This is a genomic window from Affinundibacterium fentianense, from assembly GCF_018139545.1.
In the GTDB taxonomy this organism is placed as follows: domain Bacteria; phylum Pseudomonadota; class Gammaproteobacteria; order Burkholderiales; family Burkholderiaceae_D; genus Undibacterium; species Undibacterium fentianense.
Genome location: NZ_JAGSPJ010000004.1, coordinates 102,171 through 121,587, shown reverse-complemented (window position 1 = coordinate 121,587; position 19,417 = coordinate 102,171). Strand labels below are relative to the sequence as shown.

At 46.1% G+C, this 19,417-nt stretch carries 12 protein-coding genes; 8 read left to right on the top strand and 4 right to left on the bottom strand.

The features are described from left to right. Positions 1 to 112: 112 nt before the first annotated feature. Positions 113 to 2,497, top strand: coding sequence for a GspE/PulE family protein (locus tag KDM90_RS10380; protein WP_230409735.1), 2,385 nt, complete (start codon positions 113 to 115; stop codon positions 2,495 to 2,497). 238 nt (positions 2,498 to 2,735) lie between these two features. Beyond that, positions 2,736 to 5,459, top strand: coding sequence for a TonB-dependent receptor (locus KDM90_RS10375; RefSeq protein WP_212675537.1), 2,724 nt, complete (start codon positions 2,736 to 2,738; stop codon positions 5,457 to 5,459). Between the two features lie 77 nt (positions 5,460 to 5,536). Here KDM90_RS10375 and KDM90_RS10370 read toward each other — a convergent pair whose 3' ends face one another. Further along, a complete protein-coding gene (locus KDM90_RS10370) occupies positions 5,537 to 6,499 on the bottom strand; it encodes a cupin-like domain-containing protein (RefSeq protein WP_212675536.1) in 963 nt (320 codons plus the stop codon). A gap of 528 nt (positions 6,500 to 7,027) precedes the next feature. Between KDM90_RS10370 and KDM90_RS18315 the strand changes: the two genes are divergently transcribed. Then, complete coding sequence (locus KDM90_RS18315; RefSeq protein ID WP_212675535.1) at positions 7,028 to 7,486, top strand: prepilin-type N-terminal cleavage/methylation domain-containing protein; 459 nt, start codon at positions 7,028 to 7,030, stop codon at positions 7,484 to 7,486. 239 nt (positions 7,487 to 7,725) lie between these two features. Here KDM90_RS18315 and KDM90_RS17955 read toward each other — a convergent pair whose 3' ends face one another. Both KDM90_RS17955 and KDM90_RS10355 read right to left on the bottom strand, forming a co-directional pair. After that, positions 7,726 to 9,798: a methyl-accepting chemotaxis protein gene (locus KDM90_RS17955; protein ID WP_230409734.1), complete on the bottom strand. Its 2,073-nt coding sequence runs from the start codon at positions 9,796 to 9,798 to the stop codon at positions 7,726 to 7,728. Positions 9,799 to 9,931: 133 nt separating this feature from the next. Next, positions 9,932 to 10,420, bottom strand: coding sequence for a hypothetical protein (locus KDM90_RS10355; RefSeq protein WP_212675534.1), 489 nt, complete (start codon positions 10,418 to 10,420; stop codon positions 9,932 to 9,934). A gap of 334 nt (positions 10,421 to 10,754) precedes the next feature. On the opposite strand from KDM90_RS10355, the gene KDM90_RS10350 reads away from it, so the two are divergent. After that, positions 10,755 to 11,675 (top strand): foldase protein PrsA, encoded by a 921-nt coding sequence (locus KDM90_RS10350; RefSeq protein ID WP_212675533.1) that lies wholly within the window; start codon positions 10,755 to 10,757, stop codon positions 11,673 to 11,675. Positions 11,676 to 11,764: 89 nt separating this feature from the next. Here the strand turns inward: KDM90_RS10350 and KDM90_RS10345 are convergent, their stop codons facing one another. Then, positions 11,765 to 12,628: a helix-turn-helix transcriptional regulator gene (locus tag KDM90_RS10345; RefSeq protein WP_212675532.1), complete on the bottom strand. Its 864-nt coding sequence runs from the start codon at positions 12,626 to 12,628 to the stop codon at positions 11,765 to 11,767. Between the two features lie 162 nt (positions 12,629 to 12,790). Here KDM90_RS10345 and cas1f point away from each other — a divergent pair, with 162 nt between their 5' ends. The 4 genes from cas1f to csy2 are packed head-to-tail and all read left to right on the top strand — an operon-like array spanning position 12,791 to position 19,408. Beyond that, positions 12,791 to 13,867 carry a type I-F CRISPR-associated endonuclease Cas1f gene (gene cas1f, locus KDM90_RS10340; RefSeq protein ID WP_212675531.1) on the top strand — a complete coding sequence of 359 codons (1,077 nt, stop codon included), beginning with the start codon at positions 12,791 to 12,793 and terminating at the stop codon, positions 13,865 to 13,867. Continuing rightward, positions 13,864 to 17,178, top strand: a complete 3,315-nt coding sequence (gene cas3f / locus KDM90_RS10335) for a type I-F CRISPR-associated helicase Cas3f (protein ID WP_212675530.1) — start codon at positions 13,864 to 13,866, stop codon at positions 17,176 to 17,178. Before cas1f ends, cas3f begins: the two co-directional genes overlap by 4 nt. Beyond that, positions 17,175 to 18,485 carry a type I-F CRISPR-associated protein Csy1 gene (locus KDM90_RS10330; protein WP_212675529.1) on the top strand — a complete coding sequence of 437 codons (1,311 nt, stop codon included), beginning with the start codon at positions 17,175 to 17,177 and terminating at the stop codon, positions 18,483 to 18,485. Before cas3f ends, KDM90_RS10330 begins: the two co-directional genes overlap by 4 nt. Continuing rightward, positions 18,482 to 19,408 (top strand): type I-F CRISPR-associated protein Csy2, encoded by a 927-nt coding sequence (gene csy2, locus KDM90_RS10325; protein WP_212675528.1) that lies wholly within the window; start codon positions 18,482 to 18,484, stop codon positions 19,406 to 19,408. Before KDM90_RS10330 ends, csy2 begins: the two co-directional genes overlap by 4 nt. Positions 19,409 to 19,417 lie beyond the last annotated feature (9 nt).

Here is a 19,417-nt window from a genome sequence, read left to right as displayed (position 1 = left end):
CGTCTGGATCAGGCATTTCTGGTATCCGATTGGTTTTAATCGCATCTTAATCGGTGATAATGAGATGTTCAGAGCAAGTTCAGTGCAAGTTCAGCAGTAACTTTCCTTATTCATGAAAGTAGATGCCATGCAGGCGAAATCCTCCAGTAGTCATCACAATCAAGCGGACAAAGCAGCGCAACGCCTTCTCTTTTTCAAACGCTTGCAAACGTTGACCAATAAAATCCATGCCACGAATGCGGTGGATCAAATCATGTTGGATTTGACAGCGGATATTTGTGATCTGTTTGATTGTGATCGTTTGACGATTTATGTCGTCGCACCGGATGGCAATAATTTGATTTCAAAAGTAAAGAAAGGTCTGCATACATTCAAAGATATCCGTTTACCGATTTCGGATCAAAGTATCGCAGGCTATGTCGCAATCCATAAAGAAGTTCTGTGCATCAATGATGTCTATGACGAAGCCGAATTACGTCAGATCTCAACGCATTTACATTTTCAAAAAGCGATTGATCAACGCACAGGGTATCGCACAAAAGAGATGTTGGTGGCACCGATTTTGGATGCAGATAACGGCGAGCTATTGGGAGCAATTCAGTTTATTAATAGTCGACACGGACAAGCTTTTACTGCGATAGCCCAAGAGGGCGTGCGCGAGTTATGTGAGACGATGGCAATTGCTTTCACACAAAAAAATAAGCCACTCCATATTCCTCCTTCCAAGTTTAATGGTTTAGTCTCCGATGGTGTTTTATCGGTGCCTGAATTTGAATTGGCAATCAGCTCGGCGCGCAAGAAGCAACTCGATCTTGAAGACGTGTTGATCGACGAGTTTCAAGTCAGCCCAGAACAGATTGGTATGGCCTTGGCGCGTTACTTTGGTGTTCCCTACGAATCTTTTCAAGCGAGTCGCATCGTTGAGATCGAATTGGTGAAAAAGCTCAAACGCCAATATGTCGAAGAGAGCCGCTGGTTGCCTGTCTCGGATGATAAGAATGGTATGACGATCTTGGCGGTTGATCCAGAGCAGATCAAGAACACACGCGTCGTCAACCTTATTTTTCCACATGCACGTCTGCAGTACAAAGTGACCACGCAACGCGAATTCAAGCAAACTGTAGATCAATTTTTCGGACAGACGACAGACAATGCCAGTGTAGATGAATTGCTTTCTGGAATGGAAGGCGAAGAAGACGAGAGCGCCAATGTTGGCGGCAATGAAGTTTCTGCGGCGGTCGAGAACGAGTTGGTCAAATTGTTGAATAAAATCATCGTTGATGCCTACCAACAAGGCGCATCGGATATTCATATCGAGCCGCGCCCAGGCAAAGAAAAAACCTTGATTCGTTTTCGTAAGGACGGTTCACTCTTCCCCTATATCGAGATTCCTGCAAGTTATCGCAGTGCGCTGCTTGCACGGATTAAGATTATGTGCGACCTCGATATTTCAGAAAAGCGCAAGCCACAAGACGGCAAAATCAAATTTAAAAAATACGGGCCGCTCGATATTGAATTGCGGGTTGCGACCATTCCTTCAGCGGGTGGTTTAGAAGATGTGGTCATGCGGATTTTAGCGGCAGGAGAGCCGATCCCCTTAGAGAAATTAGGGATACTGCCGAATAATTTGCAACGACTAAAGAGCGTGGTTGATAAACCCTACGGTATCTTTTTTGTGTGTGGTCCGACTGGCTCGGGAAAGACCACGACTCTCCATTCGGTGTTGCATTACTTAAATCGACCAGAAACGAAAATTTGGACAGCAGAAGACCCCGTTGAAATCACCCAAAAGGGATTGCGTCAAGTCCAAGTCAATCGCAAAGCCGGTATGGATTTTGCGACGGTCATGCGGGCATTTTTGCGTGCCGATCCCGACGTCATTATGGTGGGCGAAATGCGTGATAAGGAAACCGTCTCGATCGGACTTGAAGCATCGCTGACGGGTCATTTGGTAATGGCGACTTTGCATACCAACAGCGCGCCTGAATCGATTATTCGATTGCTAGATATGGGGATGGATCCGTTTAATTTTGCCGATGCATTGCTCGGTATTCTCGCGCAGCGATTAGCCAAACGTTTGTGTGGGAACTGTAAAGTCGCGTATTCGCCTAGCAAAGAAGAAATCAGTCAGTTGCTGAATGAGTATTGTTCAGAATTGCTCGCGACCCAGGCTTTTCAAGCCGATACAGTGAGCGCGAAGAAACAAATTTTCCAGCAGTGGATGAAAAATTACGCGAATGATCAAGGACAATTTACCTTGTATCGAGCGCAAGGTTGCGAGCAGTGCAATGCTGGTTATAAAGGACGAGTCGGGCTGCACGAGTTGATGGTGGGTACTGATTCAGTGAAGAAACTGATACAAGAGCATGCGAGGGTTGCCCAATTATTTACGGCGGCACTGGAAGATGGCATGTTGACTTTGAAAATGGATGGAATAGAAAAAGTCCTGGCTGGCATAACGGACATGAAGCAAGTTCGCTTGGTGTGTATCAAGTAGTGACCAGTAAGCGGTTTAGTATCGACGCCTCCACTGCGAAGGCGTCCATTTGCTGGAATCGCGGTTGCAAAGGCGAATAGAAAGTGACGACTTGTCAGTCGTATAAAGAAGTTGTGCGTTGAGTCCATATGCTCAGCGCGCATAAAAGATTTGATTAACCCAGCGCAAAGTGAATCATCACAATGCGCATTACCCTTGGAATAGAGCTATGTTAAATAAGGCATCAACAGTCTTTAGCATGTCATCCCGGCCCCTCGCAAGACATGCCATCTCTCGTGCAGTACTGATCATGATGGCAGCCAGTGCACTGCCAGCAATGGCACAAACTGTGGTCGAGACAAAACCCATCAGTCGAGTCGAAATTACCGGCTCGGCGATCAAACGGGTCGATAGTGAATCTGCGCTCCCAGTGCAGTTGATCACTCGTGAAGAGATTCAGAAAACCGGCGTGACGACGGCTGCCGAGTTACTTTCCAAGGTGGCTGCCAATGTTGGTGGCTTGAGCGACGGGATCAGCATCAATGTCGGTGGCGATCAGCGCGGTTTTAATTCCGCCAATTTACGTGGCCTTGGAACTTCTTCGACCTTGATACTATTGAATGGACGTCGGATGGCAAACTTCGCCTCACCAGGCGATGATGCTGGCGTTGATTTAAACAATATTCCTGCGGCTGCAATTGAGCGCGTCGAAATTCTTTTAGATGGTGCGTCGGCATTGTACGGAACGGATGCAATCGGTGGGGTGATTAACTTTATCACCCGCAAAGATTACCAAGGTATGGAAGTGAATATGCATGCGGGTCGTACCCAAGAAGGTGGTGCAGAAAAGCGTACATTTACACTCGCAGGCGGCGTGGGTGATCTGAATAAAGATGGCTACAACTTGTTCGCAGTCGTCGATCAGCAGCATACAGGCAGCCTATTCACATCGCAGCGAAAATTCATTGGGGATTTAAAAATTCCAGAACGATTAGGGCATTTACTGTCGAGCTACACCGACCCCGCAAATATTCGTCTGACCTCCGCGCAGCGTGATTATTTGCAGGAGCAAGGTTTTAAGATCAATGGCAAAGTCATAGAAAATCGTTTGATCAATTTCTCAGTACCAAACTGCAAGCCTGCCGCCAATCTGTATTTGCCCGCAGGAACTGGTGGAGCCGAGGCGTGTACCTACGACTATATGGGCGATACCGAGCTATACCCAAAATCGGATAAGACGAGCTTGTTGAGTCGTGCAGCGTTTCAATTGAGTCCAGATCATCAACTCTATGCGGAAGCGAGCTGGAGTAAAGCCAAGACCTACTATGTTGGCTCGTCAGCGCGGGTCACGGGCGATATTGATTTCAAATTGATTCCGCAATTGGCGAATACCGGTTTGGATAATGTAACAGACGATGACGTACCCGGCGAAATCACCTTGCGTATGCGTCTCAAAGAGGCTGGCAATCGCACCAGTGAATTGACCAGTGAAGCGCAGCGTTTTGTTGTCGGTATGAATGGTGTTCTCGCGGGCTGGGATTATGATTTCGGTATCAATCAAAGCGTCAACACGGTACGCGACCGCGATACCCACGGCTATGTGTTGTACAACGAATTGATGGATGGCATTCGTCGCGGCTTAATCAATCCGTTTGGCCCATCCGGCACAGCGGGTCTGAATTTGCTGAACAGCATTCAAGTCAATGAAGAAGTGCGGCATGCGCGTGGAACGATGACCAGCGTAGATTTTAAAGCAGCACGTCCTTTAATGCGCCTCGATGGCGGTGATTTGTCGATTGCTGTCGGCGCAGAATGGCGGCGTGAACGCAGCGTGTTTACGCCATCTGTGTTGTTGATGAGCGATAACATCAATAACGACTTTGCACCGGAAGGGGGTAAAGCGACCGCTGATTCGCGTCATGTTGAAGGGATCTATACGGAATTGCTCGCGCCCTTGACCAAACAGTGGGAAGCGCAATTGTCTCTGCGCCATGATCGCTATCAAGGCGTCGGTGGCGCTTCGAGTCCAAAATTGGGCTTGCGTTTCCAACCCGATAAAAATCTTTTGTTCCGCGCATCGGTTGGCAGTGGTTTCCGCGCACCATCCATGTCCGACTTGTATCGTCCAACGCAATATAGTTCGACAGCGACTTTGCCCGATCCTGTGTATTGTGCAGATAACGACAATGATCTTTCTGTCTGTGCCGATAACTGGAATACACGCCGCTACAGCAACGCCAATTTGAAACCTGAACGTAGTCGTCAATATACGATTGGTGCCATTTTCGAACCGAGTCGCGATTGGACTTTCAGCTTGGATTATTGGAATATCAAGCGCAGTGATCTCATTAGTGAAATTGGTGATGACATCATTCTTGGTAACCTCGCGAAGTATGGCAATCTAGTACATCGTGATGAAGACGGCTACATTGACTATATTGAACTTCGTAAAGAAAATCGCGGTTCGCAAATCGCCAACGGTTTAGATCTGGCGATTGAGATGCATGGCATCAAAACTTCGTGGGGCAAGATTAGTGCACGGATGCTCGGCACCTATATGCTCAATTCGAAATTGCAAACCAATCCGGGCGATGCGTACGTCAGCAACTTGGGTAAATTTGTGACGGAGGGCGTGGTACAACGTTGGCGCCATCGTTTGTCTTTAGGTTGGGAGTACGGTCCAGTTGAAGTCACTTTGGGCAATACTTACTATTCAGGCTATGACGATCAAAATTCTGCCATCAATATTGACGATGGTAGTGTGGTGGCAGCAAATCGAGTGAAAGCATATTCGCTTTGGGATATGTCAGCATCGTATGCAGTTAATAAGAATTTGAGTTTGCGTGCTGGTGTGCAAAACTTGTTGAATACGGCACCACCGTATTCGAATCAAGCGAATTTCTTCATCTCTGGTTACGATCCTAGCTACACCGATCCACGTGGTCGTTTCTTCTATGTGAGTGCGCAGTACGTATTTAAGTAATCAAGTTTTATCGTAGGGAATGTAAAAAGGGCGGAAATATTCCCGCCCTTTTTCTTTGGCCGTGGCAACGGTGCAAATTATCGTTGTAAAACACCGTGCCGATGGGCAGGTATATGTGCAGCGGGCGATGTTTCATCGAATACATAGTGTTGGAAAAGATGTCCCCATGCTGCCCGTTGAGATGGCGGTAGCTCTTTAAAACTGAGTAAGGCTTGCATCAGTAAACCGTAGGGTGAGGTTTTGTTTTCAGTCGAAAAATTTGAACCACCCCACCAGTAATTGACCAAGACATTGATTTTTTCTAAGGATTCAACATGATGCCACCACAGGTTGGGAATATAAATGGCATCACCAGGCTCAAGAACGGCACTTTGCGCGTGCGCGAGGGCGTTTTCAAAACGAGGATAGCGGGTTAAATCTGGCGCGCGCAAATCGACCATACTGATAGGCGAGGGCGTTGGCGCGAAATCGAGTGGTCCAATATACAGATTGGCGATCTGCTCGGGTGGAAATAAGACGAATTCGCGCCGACCACTGACGACGCAGGCAATATTGTCGGACCCGTCGATATGCGTCGGCGTGGTAATTTGGTTGCCAATCCAGATTCGTGGCTCGACTTCCGGGGCGAGCAAATTCAGTGCAAGCGCAGCCCGCCATTTGGGTAGACATTCACCGACTAAAGCGCTCTGGATCGCCACAGAGGGGGGACGATCGAATTGCGCATAGCGAATAAGTTGCTCCAATACGGAAGTAATCGTTACCTTATTTTTGATGAAGTTAAATCCATCCATCGTGGCATCGTAGAAAACTCGACCATGGGTTTCGGGACGTAGCATGATGGCATCGACTTTTGTTCCATTGTCACATTGCGCCATATCTTGTAGTAATCGGGATTGATCCGTTTGTGCCGCTTGAACGCAGGGCCAATGTTGGACCAAGCCGCGTAAGATCGCAGGCTGATAGTTCGCTTGGATCACATCCTGAAATAGTTCAGGGGTCACTTGATGGTATTCCGCGATGGGGGCAAAAGGAAGGCTCATTGAATTCTTAACTAAGCGATATGACGATAGAAAAAAGCAAAACCGAAAAAGCGGGGCGAAACAAAGCAGGCTGAAAGGCGTTCTCAGCGTGCTGCGCCCGCGCCACAAGGGCTTGCGCTATATCAAACGATGCGCAATAAGGCGAGTTGAGTGTAACCGAGAATCTTGCCGAAAGCACCTTCATCCCAAACTGAAATTCTAAAGCGATTGTGGATAGATTGACGAAGTTAAAGTGGGCGTTTTTGCTGGTGAAATCGGCAAGTGGCGAGCGCTCGCCCAATGGGCTATTGCCGGTTCTGGCAAGGCTTAAATGAAATACAACGCGATACAAAATGTTGCTTGTGGATAATTTATCCTTGTGTGATACTGGTATGGAGTATCAGGCTTTGCACATGCCAACTCCGTCAATACATCGTATCTGAAACGAGCCTAAGAGATATGAGGCGTTTAGCGATGACCAACGCGAACGAATATGTGCAGTAATGCTGGATCTAGCAAGATGGAACAACGGAAGAATGGAGAAATAATATGAAATCGCAACAACAATCGGGTTTTACCTTGATCGAATTAATTGTGGTCATCGTGATTTTGGGGATTTTGGCGGCGACAGCCCTCCCTAAATTCGCCGACTTGGGTAAAGATGCACGGATCGCAAGCATCAATGCCGCCAAAGGCTCATTAGCGGCAACCGCGGCAATGGCACATGGCAAATATCTTGTCACATCCCCCGCGCCATCGACAGTGACGTTTGAAGGAACGACGGTGACTTTTTCAACCGCGTTCGCATCGGGCTATCCAAAGGCGGATACGTCCTTCGCTGCTGCAGCGGGCTTGAATGCGAGTGATTACACCTTGACTGCAGCGGGCACGACCTTAACTGTCTCTCCTGTCTCTGCGCCAACCGCAGCGACTTGCTCAGTTGTGTACACCGAACCTGCTTCCGCAACGAGTGCGCCGACTTTGACGGTGACGACGAGTGGTTGCTAGCCCTCGCAAGGCTTCAATACATTGGTCGTTACGCTTGGTGTCGGAGTCAGTCGATGTGATTGAACCTACCAATGAGAACGTAACAATGCGGTCATAGCCAACATATCAATGCTGATGAACAATCGAAAAAGCCCCGAGTCTCGGGGCTTTTTTTATCCTTGCGCATCGAATTGAAAGCGCAGATTTGTCACTTGATAGTATTCTGCGGCCGGCATCCAGATTGCCTTCAATGCTTAGTATCACGCCGCTCCTAGTAATATTTTCTTTCCACGGATAGCGCGCCGACTCTTTGGACGTGAGGTGTGCTCGTGCGCTTGTGCGATCGCTGTTGCTGGTTCAGTTTCGATCACCACTTCTTCTGTCACAAACTCGGCGACCGCTTCGCTCAACTGCAAAGTTTGGTGATGCATATTTTCCGCTGACAATGCAGCTTGCTCGACTAGTACGGCATTTTGTTGGGTAATGTGATCGAGTTGTCCTATCGCTTGATTCACCACCACGATCCCATCGCCTTGCTCCACACTGGCAAGTGCGATGGCTTGCATATTCCGATTGAGCTCCAAAATTGCTTCGACAATTTGCGTCATTGTTTGGCCCGCCAATTGCACTTGACGATTACCTGCATTGACTTGAGCGACCGAGTGCCCAATCAAGGTTTTGATCTCTTTGGCGGCATTTGCTGAGCGTTGTGCGAGATTGCGCACTTCCGTTGCGACGACGGCAAAACCGCGTCCTTGTTCCCCTGCACGGGCTGCTTCGACCGCTGCATTGAGCGCCAAGATATTCGTTTGAAAAGCAATGCTATCGATCACGGCAATGATGTCATTAATTTGCTTGGACGATTGTTGAATGCCTTCCATCATGGTCGTCATTTGGGTGACCGCCTCGCCACCTTTACCCGCCAATCCCGTTGCTTCGGTCGCCATTTGATTGGCTTGTTGCGCATGATCGATATTTTGTTTGACGATGGTGGTCAACTCTTCCATCGAACTCGCTGTTTGATTCAAGGAGTGGGCTTGTTGATCGGTGCGCGTTGAGAGATCGGCATTGCCGCTGGCGATTTGTTCTGACGAATCGGCGATCTGCTCAGTACTGCTACGGATCCGCTTGACGACCCCGATTAAAACTTGGCGCATGCCTTCAAATTCCATGACGAGTTGCGCGACTTCATCCTGCCCGTGGGCCTGACAAGCAATGCTGAGATTGCCATCTCGAATCCGATGTACGGCTAGACTCAGTAAGCTTAATTCCTGTGAGAAGGCGAGATAAAAACCGGCTAACCAGTATGCGGCGATACAAACGACGATAGCGATCGCGAACATCATGGCATTACGATTCCATTGATGGTTCGCTAAACGCTGTGTCAGCTTTGCCTGAATTTGATCCGCTACCGCGATGCTCAAGTGATGCCAAGCTTCGAGACTTGTTTTACCCGCGGCGAGATAGTTGCTGCCACTGGTTTGATTGAGCGTATTCAAGATTTCATTTTTGGTGCGCTCTAAAAATTCTGTGTGCTGCTGTATCGCCAGGGTTTGTTGCTGTGTCAGTGTTTGCATCTCGGGAGAGGCTTGTATGACAGCATGTAACTGCGCCGCGACCTTAGGTAAATCCCGTTGGCTCAATAGCACATTCGCATTCAGCAGCACGTCTTCATTTGGTTCGAGCAAGCCAGTATCGATGTAGGGTGCACCACGCGCAGCGGTATCGGCGAGGAGGGCGGTTAACTCGGGGATGGATTTCGAAAATAATCCGATCAGGTAGTAAGTATCGACTTGCGGATCGAGACTTAAATTGCTGTGATCGGCAATCTGTATTGCGAGTTGCTGAATTTGCTGTAGCAAAGCAAAATGAATCTGATAGCTTTCTTTCGACTTGGTTTGGTCAAGCTTTTGCTTGATGGCGCTCCACTGTTGTTGGATTGCTTGTAGTTGGGTCGTTGTGGTATTCGATTCTGCTTCGGAGAAATATTGCGCTGCTTGCTGCGACAGGTGCTGATCTAGTTGCTGGATTTCGGCATCGATCAGCGGCTGAAGCGTCGCCGCCGCACCTTTCGCATTGAGATTGCCAGCCAAGCCGAGATGCCGTAGCGCGCGATGCTCCTCGATTTGTAATTTGAGCGTTTGGATGCGTCGCAAGGTCGTCAATCCGACTTGCTCTTTTTCAGTCAGATGGATTGCCTTGTTTAACTCTTGAATAAATAAGCCAGAGACCAACATGGCGGGGATGGCAAATAGGCAGGCGACGATGATGAATTTAGGCAGCAAGCGCAATTGGCGCATCAGTGCGATGGCAGGCGATAACAATAGCTTCATACAGACTCCGCAAAAAAAGTTGGCGGCTGGAAATAAAATTCACATCCCACTGTACGGAAGCATTGTGACTAGAGAATGACAGTCGGCGCGCATCCACGCCGATGTCAGGATTGCTGCTTGGCGAGTTTGGCGTCTATTCGAGGTGACAGGCGATCACGGTTGCGCCAAGTAGGTCAGCTTCTAAATGGAGCTTGCTGAGGATTTTTTGGCGACTGGCTTGATCGCTTGGCAAGGCGAGTTTCAAATGCAAAAAGGCATGACTACCGCTAGAGACCACGTCCGATCCGTTCATCGTTGGCGGGTTTGCTGTATTGAGTGCATTCAGATGAGGCATGGGCAGCACAGCTGGGCTATCCACCAGTCCCTGCTTCTGCATCTCAGCGAAGACCGCAGCCAGCGGGATCGTAATACAGTCATGCGGCTCTAGCCAGCGTTTGCTGCCATTTTGGATGCTCACGATGCCGCCGGTGAGTTCCACCGCAGAATCAGAAATTTTTTCATAATGAAATGCTTCCCAATTCTCTAAACCCCGTTGACGTTGGGCGATGTCCGCCATGATCCTTGCCACTTGCCCACCATGCGCCACCATCCCAACCGGCAGCATTTCTGAAAAGTCGATCATTGTTTTACCCCATTTATTCGTATTCACATCGAAGGAATTTTTCTTTCGGTAAATACTTTTTGTAAAAAACCGTCTGAATCGCTAGAAACTGCGCGAATTTTAAGTGTAATTCTGAAATCACAGGTAAAATTCGCAAGCGTTTTTTATCGCTTTAAGAGGGCTTACGCAAAATCGTCCCAGCGATGTAGTCACATGCGGTCATCTGTAGTCATCTGTATGCAGTTTGATCGAGCCAGTGGCAACAATGTGAGGGCAGTTTTGCGTAGGTCCTATTTATTAAAATTGCGGCAATCCCGCTTTACTACAATATAGAAAATCATAAAGGAAGACCAAGATGTTGATGAAATCTCGTTTCATGATCGGTGGCGCAATGGCAGTGTTGGCTTTGTCAGCATGCTCACAATCTGCTGATAAAGCAGCAGATGGCGCGCAAAATGTAATCGCGGCAACCGTGAATGGCAAACCAATCAGCAAAAAACAAGTTGATATGATCATGAAGCAGCAAGCTGCTCAAGGCATGCCAGACAATCCAGAAATGCGCAAAATGGTCATCGACAATTTGGCGATGGCATCTTTGGTCGCACAAGAAGCGGTCAAAAAAGGTTTGGACAAATCAGGTGACGTAGCGGATCAATTAGAAATGATGAAAACCAATGTGCTCGCACAAGGTTTTGTTGATGACTACTTAAAAAGCGCACCAGTGACCGACGCGCAGTACGCTGCAGAGTACGAAAAAATCAAAGCGGCAACAGCAGGCAATGAATACTCAGCACGTCATATCTTGGTAGAAAAAGAAGAAGACGCAAAAGCGATCATCGCAAAACTCAAAAAAGATATCAAACAATTTGGCGCATTAGCAAAAGCTCAGTCCAAAGATCCTGGTTCAAAAGACAAAGGCGGCGAATTAGGTTGGTTTGATCCACGCGGCATGGTTCCAGAATTCGGCAATGCAGTCACCCAATTGGAAAAAGGTAAATTCACAGAAACACCAGTGAAATCCCAATTTGGTTACCACGTCATCGTATTGGATGACAGCCGCGCAAAAGAAGCGCCAAGTTTAGAACAAGTCAAACCACGTTTGACACAACAAATCCAACAAACGAATTTGAAAAAATTCTTGGACGAGTTGAAAGAAAAAGCGAAGATCGAAATCATCGGTGAAAAACCAGCAGCATCCGCATCCGCATCTGCATCAGCAAGCGCAGCAGCGTCAGCTCCAGCACCGGCTGCAGCAGCACCAGCAGCAAGTAAGTAATTTCTAGGTTCAACTACGCTTTTTGCGTCGTTTGAAATGGATAAAAAAGACCGCCCTAGGGCGGTTTTTTTTATTTCGATAGAGACTAACTATTTTTTGAATAAGTAGCGCGTGATCTCGGCTCTGTTTAAGATGATAATCTGCTGCGCTAATGGATCAGCGTCAAGTTTATCTATATCTAAATTAAACGCTTTTAACATGTAAGTGACTAAGGGTGCGCGAGTTTTTACATGTAATTTTCTATCGATCATTCCGAAGTCATGCGCCAATATGTCTTGCTGAACTTCGCTTAAGCGGCTATCTGGTGCAAGCACGATCGTGACTTCCGTATTCCAATCAATATCTTTTTCCACATCGTGGACGCTCTCGTCCAAGATTTCTGGATTCCCTCGAAATCGACTCAATACAAAATCACGAAATTCACGGTGCTTTTCACAATAAGCACGAACATGCCAACGTTGAGGCGTGCAAACCAAAGTGTGTGGTACGAGTATCCTTTCTTCCACGCCAGAAGTCATTGATATGTAGCCTAACTCAACACGTCGATGTTCACGTGCTGCCTGTACCAAACTACGAATAACCTTTGGGTCAACCGGTCTAATCGGCAATTGCAAAATTTCAGTCCTCGCGAACGCCAAATCTAAGCCGGTAAAGGTATGCACAACATCCTTATTGCGACTAAGGATATGTAAATACTCATCGGCATTTCCACCTGTTAGTTTCGGCACAAATTTTGCTGATGGAGTGTAACCTTTTAATGACTTGTCATAGACGAGATTCCCTGGTGCGATCTTCGTCAGATAGGATTGAATATCTTTACTAGCCTGCTGCCGTCCAATACCAAAACTGTTCGTCAAATGATTGGTCGTCAGACGTCCCTCCCATTGCGCAACAATCTCGATTAAGCGATAGCGCATTAATAGATCCCAACGCAAAGCAGATCGATCATTCATGAATATATTCACTCCTCAGTTTAACGAAAAAGATGTGCGCGAAAAATCGGCATGTGTTTCTAATCAGTATAGGAAGATTTTTAAAATCTGCATACTATCGTAGTTGTTTACAGGAGCATTGGGATGAATTCCATGTTCGGAAATACAAACCTGAAGAAATAAATGGACGACTTTTCACCATCGGATCTAAAAGCAATATTGCATTCAAAACGAGCCAATCTCTATTATCTAGAGCATTGCAGAGTCATGCAAAAAGACGGTCGTGTCTTATATCTGCAAGAAGCGAAAAACGAGAATCACTACTGGAATATTCCAATTTCCAATACTACAGTTCTACTTTTGGGAAGCGGCACCTCTATCACTCATGCCGCAGTTCGCATGCTGGCACGAGCTGGAGTATTGGTGGGATTTTGCGGCGGTGGCGGCACACCACTTTACATGGGTAGCGAAATCGAATGGATGACGCCGCAAAGCGAATATCGACCAACCCAATATCTGCAAGGCTGGTGCTCATTTTGGTTCGACCCGCAAGAACGCTTAAGCGCTGCGAAACAGATGCAGCAAGCTCGCATCCAGTATTTAACGCATGTATGGAATAGAGATCCCGATCTCAAAGCCGAAGGATTTAATATACATGACACCGATATTCAATCCGCTTTGCACCTATCAATTAACCGAATCGAACAAGCCAAAAATCCAGGTGAGCTATTACTCAATGAAGCGCAGCTTACCAAAATGCTCTATAAATATGCCGCCAATCGCACTAAGCAGACTGGCTTTGTCAGGCAGCACCAAGAAAGTGACAAAGCGAATGCCTTTCTCAACCATGGCAACTATCTCGCCTACGGTCTAGCAGCCTGCACATTGTGGGTTCTTGGTATTCCGCACGGCTTCGCAGTGATGCATGGTAAAACCCGTCGCGGTGCTTTGGTATTCGACGTAGCAGATCTCATTAAAGACGCCATCGTCCTTCCGTGGGCATTCATCTGCGCCAAAGAAAATGCGAGCGAGCAAGAATTTCGCCAGCAGTGCCTACAATCATTTACCAATCACAAAGCACTCGATTTTATGTTTGATCAAATCAAAGAAATCGCATTGCGAGGGGACGCTGAACAAGATCTATCAGAGCAAGCACCACTCACTGGCACTGAACAAAGTGAGAAGCGCGATGACGACATCAATACTATGAGCGATACGAGCATAGACGACGAATCCGAAGATGGAGATTTCCCATCATGATGGTCACCTTCGTTTCTCAATGCCAAAAAAATGCTCTAAAAAAGACTCGTCGCGTTTTAGATGCGTTTGCAAATCGCATTGGTGATAACACTTGGCAAACGGTAATTACTGAAGATGGCTTAGCCGTGGTGAAAAAGATGCTGCGGCAGACTGCGAGTAAGAATACGGCTGTGGCTTGTCATTGGATACGTAGTCGGGCGCGTAGCGAATTTATTTGGGCGGTTGGGAATAAGGGGATGTTTAATGAGATGGGGATTGTGCCAGTGAATAGCACGCAGAAAGAAATGAAGATGAAGGAAAGCAATTGGCGCTATTTGCCACTGATAAAGGTATGTGCTGCGTTGGCTGCGCTATTGCATGATTGGGGCAAGGCATCGCTTTGTTTTCAAAATAAACTGTCTGCGCATAAGCCAATGAGCGATCCATTACGACACGAGTGGGTTTCATGTTTACTGCTAAATGCCTTCATTGATGGCGCGGATAACGATGAGAAATGGTTGAAACGCTTGATTGATGGTGAAGTTAATGAAGAAAAATTAGAGCGATTTCTAACCACAAATGCTACTAAAAAGCCATTAAAAAATTTACCGCCACTTGCTAGTTTGGTTGCTTGGCTCATTCTTACCCACCATAAACTGCCTACTCTGTCTAAAGTTATTTGCGAAGAAAAATGGCGTGACGAAGCATGTAATTCATTAAGTCAGGCGAATAAATGGTTTGAAAGTTTTTGGGGCTATGACAATCCACACAGTGAAATCGAACTAGCCGATTGCTTCAACTTCCCTAACGGTTTGTTAAGCGAATCAGAACAATGGCTAAAACAGATTAAAAAATGGGCAGCCAAAGCGATTGCAGAAAAGTCTTTGTTGGCTGCGTCTATGGAAAATGGGGTCTGGCGGGTCGTTTTGCACCACGCACGCCTGTCACTAATGCTGGGCGATCACTTGTATTCGTCCAAACCTGCTGATTCAAATTGGAAAAGTAGTTTGGCGATTTATGCCAACACTGATAGTCAAACAAGCCAGCTGAAACAAAAACTAGATGAGCATTTATGCGGTGTCGCCAAACAAGCATTGAATGCAGTACATTGGCTGCCCGCATTTGAGCATGAATTACCTTTTGCCGATTCGACCAAAAATCTGAAAGAAAAAAGCCCTAAAGAATTTGCGTGGCAAGACAAAATTGTCACCCAGATAGATCGCTGGCGTGAGGCAGAACTCAGAAAAAAAACAGACGAACAGTTTGGATTCTTCACCGTCAATATGGCAAGTACCGGATGCGGAAAAACCTTTGCTAATGCCAAAATCATGCGTGCCCTATCGCCTGACGCGAACAACTTGCGTTATATCCTTGCGTTGGGGCTGCGCACTTTAACGATTCAAACGGGCGATGAATACAAGGACCGCATAGGCTTGGATGATACCGAACTTGCTGTATTGATTGGTTCTAAAGCCGTGATGGATTTACATAAGGCACATCAAGGTAATGTTGTTGAAAAAACGACGCAAGAGGAATTCGGCTCTGAGTCAGCAGAGTCATTATTGGACAGCGAGCTGCGCTATGACTGTGACATTCCTGTAGAAGGCTTAGCAACGGTACTCACCACCAATAAGGAACGGCGGTTTCTCTACGCGCCAGTTCTTGTCTGCACTATTGATCACATTATGGCCGCGACAGAGACATCCCGTGGTGGGCGTTATATTTTGCCGTGTTTACGTCTGATGTCATCTGATCTCGTGATTGATGAAATTGACGATTTTGACGGTGGCGATTTGATTGCCATCGCCCGTTTAGTGCATTTGGCTGGAATGCTTGGACGCAAAGTGATGATTTCGTCAGCGACAATTCCGCCGGATTTAGCTCTAGGCTATTTCCATGCGTATCAACTGGGATGGCAATTATTTGCAAAAAGTCGTGAAATACCGTTTAAAGTAGGTTGTGGATGGGTAGATGAATTTAGTGCGCAAGTAGAAAGTGTCACGATGCTGGCGACGACAGAAGGCGAAACTAGTTTTGATTCCTATCACCAAAAATTTATTGATAAACGTGTCAAAAATCTTTCGCAGCAAATTGCCAAACGTAAAGCACAGATTACGCCGATCAAAGAAGCGGAAGAAAAAACATCAAACAGTTTGCAAAACGGTTTTTTTGAAACGGTGAAAGACGCCATTATCCAAAAACATCTGGAACATCATCAAACCGATCCCAATACAAATAAAAAAGTATCGTTCGGGGTAGTACGTGTGGCGAATATATCTCCCTGCGTCGCGCTAGCAGAATATTTAATGTTGGCCGAATGGCTTGACGATATTGAAGTCAAAGTGATGGCTTACCACAGCCAGCAAGTTCTATTGATGCGCAGTGTGCAAGAGAAGTATCTTGACGAAGTTTTAAAGCGCAAAGTTCCATTGGCTGTGTTTGCACACCCCCACATCAAACAACAACTAGCCACAACAACAGCGTCGAATGTTATTTACATTCTGGTTGCAACGCCAGTTGAAGAAGTCGGACGCGATCACGATTTTGATTGGGCGGTGATAGAGCCATCTTCTTATCGCTCCATCATTCAATTGGCTGGGCGTGTTCTACGTCATCGCAATATTGAACCAGCATTACCAAATATGGCTTTGTTGGAATACAACCTCAAAGGCATGCAGCAAAAAAATGTACTTGCCATTGATCGCAAAGCAGTATTTTGTCGGCCAGGCTATGAAAGTGATTCGTTGCCTTTACGTAGTCATCGACTTAATGATTTACTTGATGAAGCATTGATTGGTGAGCGGATTAATGCGACGTCACGTATTTCTCGTCCAGCCTTTCTTGATCCACATAATCGTTTGGCAGATTTAGAGCATCAAGCAATTGCCAATTTGCTGACGCGATTTGATGCCAAAGGACCAGAGAGCTTAGAGGGATGGCTTAGGCAGTGCTGGTGGCTGACTGCACTACCGCAGCAACTCAATCGCTTCCGTGAAAGCCGCCCAACGCAAATTTTGTACCTCGTATCGCAAGACGAAAATGATCCAGAAGGCAAATTTGTTTTTATGGAAAAAGATCAAAAGGGAAAATTATCCAAAGCTGAAACGGTTCAAAACATACGGCATAAGGAAGATACAGCGCCTAAAAATCGTTTGTGGTTACTGCGCGACTATCAGGCCATTTTACAAGCTACCGCAGAGTGCTTTGGAATTAGTATGGAAAAAGCAGCATCTAGATTTGGGGAGATTTCTATCCCATTAAATGAAGACGGGCAAAAGCAATTTAGTTATTCGCCGCAGCTTGGGCTAACGGAAGTTAAACAAGGGAAATGATGATGGAAGCAAAACGATTAATTGAGGACTTTCTTCTCAAAACAAAAACAGATTTTCTTGAGAAGAAGGTGGCAGCAGAGATCAGGACAAAAAAGGATCAATCATTAACTGTAATTGCCGCTGCCCGCGAAAAACATCAACCAGAAGCGGACAGTAAATATGCTATTAAAACATGGTTTGAAAAAGCAATAAAAGATGCGAAACCAAATGTGACAACGCATCCTACAAAGTTTACAAATCCGAAAATTAGAGGTACGACCTCCACTATATTTTATGGTGATCTTTGTCAAGATGGATACGTTAAGACTGGCAACGTTAATTCGGAAACTAGATTTGACGTTTCAGGGAATTCAGCAACCAACACGGTTATTTTTGAGTTATGTGCTTTGCTTTCAATTGAGTTGGGAGATGGGAAAAAACTCATTAGTCTTTTCGAGAATGACGATGAGAAATTAAAAGACTTCGTTGGAAATTTGGGGATAGATTTTCAAGCCGTAAAAAGCAAATGTTCGCTTGTTTATTGGGGAGAAGAAGCTACGCCGATGACACACGATTTGATTCGACAAGTATATTTTCCAGTCACGGCTGGATATCATTTACTTTCAATTACAACACCTTCGATGTTGATGTTCGAGGTTAAGCGAAGAGTGAATGAGTTTGATAAGTGGATTGATGGAACATCAGTCAAAAGATTTAGATCCGAAAATAAGTTCTATGCGGACGGGTTCGAAGAAATGCCTAATCTGACCGAAATTGGTTTCAGTCACAATGAATTCACGAAAATGGGCAATGTTAGTTATTTGAACGTAAAAAGTGCTGGCATTGCTTATTTAATTTCAAGCCTCCCACCTTCTTTAAAACCAGAACTTACACGATTACCAACGACAGATTTTTTCAGTAACTGCTTATGGCCAAATCAATTTAAGCTGCAATTTGAACTGATGCATAAGTGGTTGGTGGATAGTCGAAATAACTTTCAAGTTCGCACTCGTCGCGACGAAATTTTACTAGAAATTTTTGATGAAATTGTTCAAAAGATTTGGCAGTTGCGCGCTGTGGACCCTGATTGGTCATCAAAAGAACGTTTTTCCGATTTGCCAAAATGGCAGAAAGTAGTGCTCGATGACCATTGGAAAATTGAGCGAGTAGATGATGATCAATTTTTGAACGAGTTTCTTCGAAGTACGGCACGATGGATGATTCTGGCCTACAAAAAAATTCTCGGGAAAAATGCTTTGTCTCTCAACGATGACGAATTAAAACATGTGACCCAATTAATCCAAGAACAGAAGGAGGCATTGCTATGAGCATAATGCGCATCTTATTGCTGCCGCATATAAAAATTTTAAACGCCAATGCCTTATCGAGTCCTTACAGCATTGGCTTCCCTGCAATGACGGCATGGCTGGGTGCTGTCCATGCTTTGCAAAGAAAGTTGGTGGCGACTGGCTTTGATGATCTAGTTTTTAAACAAGTTGGCGTGGTATGTCACCATATAGATTTGCAAACCTATAAAGGTCGTGGTGATTATGTGTACTCGATTATCGGTACGGGTAATCCCTTGGATAAAGACGGCAATCGCCCAGCTTTTAATGAGGAAGCGCGCTGCCACTTGGAAGTCTCTTTAGCGATTGAAACCAGTGGCATTGATAAGGACGACGAAGAAGAGGTGAAGCCTCTTCTCCAGAATTTCTTACATAGCCAATTAAAGATGGCAGGTGGGGATATTGTTTCAGCATCTAATCCAGAATTTATTAAAGTCGATCAGAACGATGCGCAGGAATTTAGAAAATTGGCTCGTAAATTAATGCCAGGTTTTGCTTTGATCGAACGCCGTGAATTGATGCTGGAAGCCATGCAACAAGGTCAGGATGCCGTAGATGCTTTGCTCGATTATTTGTCTATTAAGAATCAAAGCGAAATCGATGAAGATGGTAACGTCAACTGGACGAGCAAGCGTAAGACATCGGGGTGGCTTGTCCCGATTGCAACGGGTTTTCAAGGTATATCACCTTTGGCGGAGCCAGGCCAAACGCTAAATCAACGTGACCCTTCAACACCTCACCGATTTGCCGAAGCAGTCGTAACGCTGGGCGAATTCATCATGCCATATCGTCTTCGGTCACTGGACGAATTGATGTGGCACTACCACTACGATGAACCCAACAATCTTTATTTGTGTCAGCAATCCCCACGTCCCGTAGTAATCCAAAATACTTTAACCGCATAAAAAGGAACA

What these genes read in the sequence shown, in the direction of transcription:
- KDM90_RS17955 (WP_230409734.1), bottom strand. Translation starts at nt 9,798, where the DNA reads ATGAAGCTATTGTTATCGCCTGCCATCGCACTGATGCGCCAATTGCGC.
- KDM90_RS18315 (WP_212675535.1), top strand. Translation starts at nt 7,028, where the DNA reads ATGAAATCGCAACAACAATCGGGTTTTACCTTGATCGAATTAATTGTG.
- KDM90_RS10350 (WP_212675533.1), top strand. Translation starts at nt 10,755, where the DNA reads ATGTTGATGAAATCTCGTTTCATGATCGGTGGCGCAATGGCAGTGTTG.
- csy2 (WP_212675528.1), top strand. Translation starts at nt 18,482, where the DNA reads ATGAGCATAATGCGCATCTTATTGCTGCCGCATATAAAAATTTTAAAC.
- KDM90_RS10370 (WP_212675536.1), bottom strand. Translation starts at nt 6,499, where the DNA reads ATGAGCCTTCCTTTTGCCCCCATCGCGGAATACCATCAAGTGACCCCT.
- KDM90_RS10355 (WP_212675534.1), bottom strand. Translation starts at nt 10,420, where the DNA reads ATGATCGACTTTTCAGAAATGCTGCCGGTTGGGATGGTGGCGCATGGT.
- KDM90_RS10375 (WP_212675537.1), top strand. Translation starts at nt 2,736, where the DNA reads ATGTCATCCCGGCCCCTCGCAAGACATGCCATCTCTCGTGCAGTACTG.
- KDM90_RS10330 (WP_212675529.1), top strand. Translation starts at nt 17,175, where the DNA reads ATGATGATGGAAGCAAAACGATTAATTGAGGACTTTCTTCTCAAAACA.
- cas3f (WP_212675530.1), top strand. Translation starts at nt 13,864, where the DNA reads ATGATGGTCACCTTCGTTTCTCAATGCCAAAAAAATGCTCTAAAAAAG.
- cas1f (WP_212675531.1), top strand. Translation starts at nt 12,791, where the DNA reads ATGGACGACTTTTCACCATCGGATCTAAAAGCAATATTGCATTCAAAA.
- KDM90_RS10380 (WP_230409735.1), top strand. Translation starts at nt 113, where the DNA reads ATGAAAGTAGATGCCATGCAGGCGAAATCCTCCAGTAGTCATCACAAT.
- KDM90_RS10345 (WP_212675532.1), bottom strand. Translation starts at nt 12,628, where the DNA reads ATGAATGATCGATCTGCTTTGCGTTGGGATCTATTAATGCGCTATCGC.